Here is a 5,695-nt window from a genome sequence, read left to right as displayed (position 1 = left end):
TTAGGGAAGCCGAACCGGATGATGTGGCGGCCGTCCGCCGGGGCCGCGAAGAACGACGAGCCGGGAACGGTGGCGACCCCGATCCCAGTGACCAGCCGGCGGGCGAAGGCCACGTCGTCACCGGCTGGGTCGAGCGCGTGAGTGTCGCACATCACGTAGTACGCCCCGTCCGGTTCCCGGAAGGTGAAGCCGGTCCGGGCGAGGGCCGCGCAGAGCAGATCCCGCCGTTCCCGGTACTGCCGGGCGAGATCGGCGTAGTACGTCTCCGGCAGGTTCATCGCCGCCACCCCGCCGGCCTGTAACGGTGCCGCCGCCCCGACGGTGAGGAAATCGTGCACCTTGCGGATCGCCGAGGTGTAGGCGGCGGGCGCGATCGTCCAGCCGGTCACCGCGTAGGTCTTGGACAGCGCGTTGATGGTGACGGTGCGGTCCTCCAACCCGGGAACGGTGGCCGGCGGGATGTGGCCGCCCGGGCCCAGGTAGTGGATGTGCTCGTAGATCTCGTCGGTGAACACGAGCGCGTCGTGGCGCTGGCAGAGCTCGGCGACGAGGTCCAGCTCGGCGCGGCGCAGCACCTTGCCGGTCGGGTTGTGCGGGGTGTTCAGCACGATGGCGCGGGTGCGGTCGGAGAACGCCGCACGCAGCTCCGCCTCGTCGATCGTCCAGTCCGGGGCATGCAGGCGGACGAGCTTCGGCCGGGCGCCGGAGAGGATCGCATCCGGGCCGTAGTTCTCGTAGAACGGCTCGAACATGATCACTTCGTCGCCGGGGTCGACCAGCGCGAGCATCGTCGCGATCATTGCCTCGGTGGAGCCGCAGGTCACGCAGATCTCGGTGCCGGGGTCAACCGACCAGCCCGGGTAGGTTCCGGCCACCTTCGCGGCAACGGCGGCGCGGAACTCCGCGGCTCCCCACGTGATGGCGTACTGGTTCACGTCCGCGTCGATGGCGGCCTTGGCCGCCTCCTTGAGCTGCGGCGGGCAGGCGAAGTCGGGGAAGCCCTGCGCGAGGTTCACGGCGTCGTGCGCGAGAGCGAGCCGGGTCATCTCCCGGATCACCGATTCGGTGAAGGTCGCGGCCTTCGCGGAGACCCGCGGCCGGGCAGGCGCGGCGGTCTGGTCGGGCATCGTTTCATGATGGCCCCTCTCCCGGCCCGGTGTCCGGCGCCCCGGGATACCGGCGCCCCGGTGTCCGGCGGCCCGGTATGCCGGCGGCCCGGTATGCCGGCGCCTCAGCCCTCGTCGTCCTCGTCGTCCTCGTCGCCGAGGGCGTCCCAGGGCTGGCGTTCGGGGCCAGCCGCCTGCCCCTCGGGGCAGTGGCTCCGGAAATCGCACCACGAGCACAGGGGGCCGGGGCTCGGCGGGAACGCCCGTTGCGGATCCTCACCCGCCCGCAGGGCCTCCGTCGCGCGCACGGCGTCCGCCGCGACCGACTCCGCCCGCCGCACGTGCCGGGCGATGCTCGCCTCGGTGTGCTCGGCGGCCGCGACCCGCCCACTGGGCACGTGGTGCAGCTCGACCCGCCGGCATGGTTGGCGCAGCATCCGCCCGGCGGCCAAGGCGTAGAGCGCGAGCGCCGGGGACGATCGCGCGTCGTCGTCGGTGATCGGCCGGCGTCCGGTCTTGTAGTCGACGACGACCAACTCCCCGTCTCGGTCGTCGAGACGGTCCACCCGCCCGGAGAAGGCCAGTGCCTCGGTACGGGCCGCGACCGAGCGCTCGACCCCGCGCGGCTCGGCCGCCGGATCGAGGTGCGCGACATAGTCATGCGCCATCCGCGCGCCGCGCTCGCGCCACCGGTACGACTGCTCACCGTCCCGGAAACCTTCGTCGACCCACAGCAACCGCAACAGCGCCGCGGCCCGCTGCGGGGCCCGTTGCTCGATCGGCTCCTCCCACCAGCGTCGCAGCGCGTTGTGCACGCTGACACCGAAGGAGGTGTGCGCCCAGGGCGGCCCCTTGGGCGGCCGCGGCCGGTCCAGATACGTCATCCGGTACCGGCGGGGGCAGTCCTCGAAGGCGGCCAGCCGCGACGGCGTGCAGGAAAAAAGCCGGCGGGGCATGCCGGTGAGCTCCAGTTGCGCCATTATCCGATGGTCTCACCGGCCTCGCCTCGGTTACCGGACGCCTGATCGGGCGGCGTCGCCGCCCGAGTCAAGGTGAGGGATTAGTCAAGGTGAGGGATCAGTCGGGGTGGGGTTACCCAAGAGTCGGGGTGGATGGCTACCCAAGAGATCAGGCGCCTGGACGAATCGGCACGCGGCTGGCATGCTCTTGCCATGCAGTGCAGTCGATTCACGTGCCGCCGACTCACAGGTCACGGCACGTCGCTGCGGCTGTTTTATGGGGACCGGGCACGGTCCCCGCTCCGCCGCTGATCTCACGCGGCACAAGCGCCAGACCCAGGCCCGGTCCGCCTCCGGGTTGTCTCGGCCTGGGGTGCGCCGGGCCTCCGACCGAAAGGCCCACTTGTGGAGAACGTCGTCGATGCCCCCAGCACCGCGCCGGCCATCGCCTCGATCGACGAGGGACGACAGCTCATCGATGACATCGATGCTCAGCTGCGTGATCTCGTCGCAACCCGGCGGGACCTGTCCCAGCAGATCCAGGCGCTGCGCTCGGCCGAGGGCGGGCCTCGCATCCAGCACGCCCGGGAGAACGAGATCATCGCGATCTGGGCGGACGAGCTGGGGCCTCGCGGGGTCGAGATCGCGATGGCGGTACTGACGCTCTGTCGCGGTACCGTGCGGTAGGCACCCGGGCACCCGCCGGTGCGGCACGCGGCCGCCGTTCGCACCAGCCCACCGCACCGGCCCGGTCATCGCGGCGAACGTAACGAACGCTCGCTCTCCCGCCGTCGGCGTTCCCGATCGCGTTCCCGCTCCCGGTCCTTCGCCCGGTCCTTCGCCCGGTCACCGTCCGGCCCCTCCAGCTCCGCGAGCAACCCCCGCAGTTCCGAACGCAGGAAGTCCCGGGTGGCGAGCTCGCCGATCGTGATGCGCATCGCGGCCAGTTCGCGGGCGAGGTATTCGGTGTCCTCGCGGTTACGGATGGTCTGCTCGCGGTCCTGGGCGAGGTTCGCGCGGTCCCGGTCGTCCTGGCGGTTCTGCGCCAGCAGGATGAGCGGTGCCGCGTACGCGGCCTGCAGCGACAGGACCAACGTCAGAAAGATGAACGGGAAATTGTCAAACCGGGCGGACTGCGGGGCGATGATGTTGTAGGCGACCCACAGCACAATCACGATGCTCTGCGCAACGAGGTACCGGGCCGTGCCGATGAAACGCGCCACCCGCTCCGCGATTCGCCCGAAGGCGCCCGGCTCGTAGGCGGAGCGCAGCGCGGACCGCCGGGACAGCCGCGGCTGATCGAGGCGGGCGCCTCGCGGCCGACGGCGTCCCAGGCGTCCCAGGCGTCCCAGGCGTCCCAGGCGTCTCATGGTGCGGCCGGGGAGCTGCCCACCTCGCCGCGGGAGCCTGGTTCCACGTCGCCCGCGGCGGGCGGGGTCAGTGCCCCGGGGGTCGCCCGCGCATCCACGTCCGCGTCGAGCTGTCGCTCCCGCCAGTTCGCGGGAAGCAGGTGGTCGAGCACGTCGTCGACGGTGACGACGCCGACGAGCCGGCCGGCGCGGTCGAGAACCGGTGCCGCCACCAGGTTGTAGGACGCCAGATGACGGGTGACCTCGGCCAGCGGGGTCTCGGGCCGCAGCGAGGCGATGTCGACGTCGATCACGCCACCGACCAGGGTCGCCGGCGGCTCACGCAGCAGCCGCTGGAAATGGGCGAGACCGAGGTAGCGGCCGGTGGGCGTCTCGTAGGGCGGGCGCACCACGTAGACCTGCGCGGCAAGCGCCGGGGAAAGCTCGGGTTCGCGGATGCGGGCCAGCGCCTCGGCGACCGTCGCGTTCGGGGCGAGCACGACCGGCTCGCTGGTCATCATGCCGCCGGCCGTGTCGTCGGCGTAGAGCAGCAGACGGCGCACGCCGGCGGCCTCGTCGGGCTCCATCAGCCGCAGGAGACGCTCCGCGTCGTCGGCGGGCAGCTCGCCCAGCAGGTCCGCCGCGTCGTCGGGGCCCATCGCCTCCAGCACGTCGGCGGCCCGCTCGTCGGCGAGTCCCCTGAGCAACTCGACCTGCTCGTCCTCCGGCAGCTCCTCGAGGACGTCGGCAAGCCGCTCGTCATCGAGGGCGGCAGCGACCTCCGCGCGCCGTTTCTCGGACAGGTCATGCAGCAGCGACGCGAGGTCGGCGGGCCGCAGCTTCTCGAACGCGGCGAGCAGGTTCGCGGCCCCCTGCCCCTCCTCGGGCAGCGAGAAGCCGGTGACCTCGTCCCAGGCGACCGTCTTCACCTCGCCGCGCCGGCCCCGGCCGACCCGCACCGCCACCTGGTCTAGCACCCAGTCGCCGCCGCGAACCGGTTCGATCGCGGCATCGACGACGGTCACCTCGACGCCGGACGAGATGAGCGTCACCCGCCGGTCAAGCAGCTCGCCGAGCACCCGGGTCTCGTTCGGGCGCTGCTGGAAACGCCGCCAGCTCAGCCGGGCCGAGGACAGCACCACCGCGCCCGACTCCACCCCGGTGACCCGGCTCATCGGCACGAAGATCGGTCGGCGTTGGACCTCGACGGCCAGGCCCAGGACTCGGGGCGGCTCATGCCCGAGTCGCAGCGTCGCGATCACATCGCGCACCCTGCCGACCTGGTCGCCATTCGGGTCCAGGACAAGCAGGCCCGCCAGCCGGCGGCAGTAGACGCGGGACGGAGCCGGGCGGGAGATCATGCCCATCACCGGACGATGCCTGCGAAGCGCAACATACCGGCCCACGACGGCCCTGCAGACCTGTTCACGGCCGGAGGTTACCCGGCCCGGGACATCCCACAACCCGGAGAGGTCGGCCGGATCAACACCGCCGCGCGGGCCGCCGGCAAACCGCCCGGCGTTCCGGGGCCGGGGATCGGGCTACGGGCACTGCCTACAGGTACTGCCTCGACGGATTGACCATGGCGCGGACGGTCTTGCCGTCGTGGAACTCCCCGATCGCCGTCATCGACCAGGTGGGAGCCCCGCGGTCGCGCTGCACCCGGCACATCACCAGTCCGGTGGACGGCTTGGAGTCGGACAGGTCGAACCGGACGAGCTCCTGCCCGGTGAGATCGTCATACAACCGGCAGTAGGCGTTACGCACCTCGACGAAGGTCTGTCCCTGGAAACTGTTGACCGTGAAGATCAGGGTGACGACGTTCCCCGGCAGGGCGCCGAGATCGACCATGATCGTCTCGTTGTCCCCTTCGCCATGGCCGGTCAGGTTGTCCCCAGAGTGGCGCACGGCTCCCCGGGCGCCCTTCTTGGACATGAACCAGACCTTGTCGACGTCCTTGCCGCGCTCGTCGAACAGGATGCAGGACGCGTCGAGGTCGATCGACTTCCCGTGCTGGGCCGGATCCCACCCAAGGCCCATCCGGACCCGGGTGAGCGGCGGCGCGCCGGTCTTCACCAACGAGACGCTCTGCCCCTTGGTGAGCGATACCCGCCCCTTGTCCAGGTTCACCCGGCCACCCTGCTGACCGGGCGCTCCCGGCGCGGGGGGCGGCGGACCCCATTGCTGACCACCCGGCTGCGGACCCCACTGCTGCCCGCCGGGTGGCGGGGGCGGCGGGCCCCACTGCGGGCCCCCCGCCGGGGTCGGCGGGCCCCACTGC

The 5,695-nt window shown here is 71.7% G+C and carries 6 protein-coding genes; 1 reads left to right on the top strand and 5 read right to left on the bottom strand.

The features are described from left to right. On the bottom strand, positions 1 to 1,127 hold a 1,127-nt coding region (locus AC08OQ_RS17180; protein ID WP_476601946.1), incomplete at its 3' end, for a pyridoxal phosphate-dependent aminotransferase. A 104-nt stretch (positions 1,128 to 1,231) separates the two neighbouring features. Beyond that, positions 1,232 to 2,086, bottom strand: coding sequence for a RecB family exonuclease (locus AC08OQ_RS17175; RefSeq protein ID WP_476601945.1), 855 nt, complete (start codon positions 2,084 to 2,086; stop codon positions 1,232 to 1,234). Positions 2,087 to 2,470: 384 nt separating this feature from the next. On the opposite strand from AC08OQ_RS17175, the gene AC08OQ_RS17170 reads away from it, so the two are divergent. Further along, positions 2,471 to 2,752 carry a chorismate mutase gene (locus tag AC08OQ_RS17170; protein WP_476593745.1) on the top strand — a complete coding sequence of 94 codons (282 nt, stop codon included), beginning with the start codon at positions 2,471 to 2,473 and terminating at the stop codon, positions 2,750 to 2,752. Positions 2,753 to 2,817: 65 nt separating this feature from the next. Here the strand turns inward: AC08OQ_RS17170 and AC08OQ_RS17165 are convergent, their stop codons facing one another. The 3 genes from AC08OQ_RS17165 to AC08OQ_RS17155 all read right to left on the bottom strand — a co-directional run. Beyond that, a complete protein-coding gene (locus tag AC08OQ_RS17165) occupies positions 2,818 to 3,435 on the bottom strand; it encodes a DUF1003 domain-containing protein (RefSeq protein ID WP_476612200.1) in 618 nt (205 codons plus the stop codon). Further along, positions 3,432 to 4,775: a magnesium transporter MgtE N-terminal domain-containing protein gene (locus AC08OQ_RS17160; RefSeq protein WP_476601943.1), complete on the bottom strand. Its 1,344-nt coding sequence runs from the start codon at positions 4,773 to 4,775 to the stop codon at positions 3,432 to 3,434. Before AC08OQ_RS17160 ends, AC08OQ_RS17165 begins: the two co-directional genes overlap by 4 nt. 193 nt (positions 4,776 to 4,968) lie before the next feature. Then, the coding region (locus AC08OQ_RS17155; RefSeq protein ID WP_476612199.1) for a TerD family protein at positions 4,969 to 5,695 on the bottom strand (727 nt) is incomplete at its 5' end.

The organism is Frankia sp. CcCS3 (assembly GCF_977927575.1).
This window is presented reverse-complemented; position numbering and strand designations above follow the sequence as displayed.

What these genes read in the sequence shown, in the direction of transcription:
- AC08OQ_RS17175 (WP_476601945.1), bottom strand. Translation starts at nt 2,086, where the DNA reads ATGGCGCAACTGGAGCTCACCGGCATGCCCCGCCGGCTTTTTTCCTGC.
- AC08OQ_RS17160 (WP_476601943.1), bottom strand. Translation starts at nt 4,775, where the DNA reads ATGATCTCCCGCCCGGCTCCGTCCCGCGTCTACTGCCGCCGGCTGGCG.
- AC08OQ_RS17165 (WP_476612200.1), bottom strand. Translation starts at nt 3,435, where the DNA reads ATGAGACGCCTGGGACGCCTGGGACGCCTGGGACGCCTGGGACGCCGT.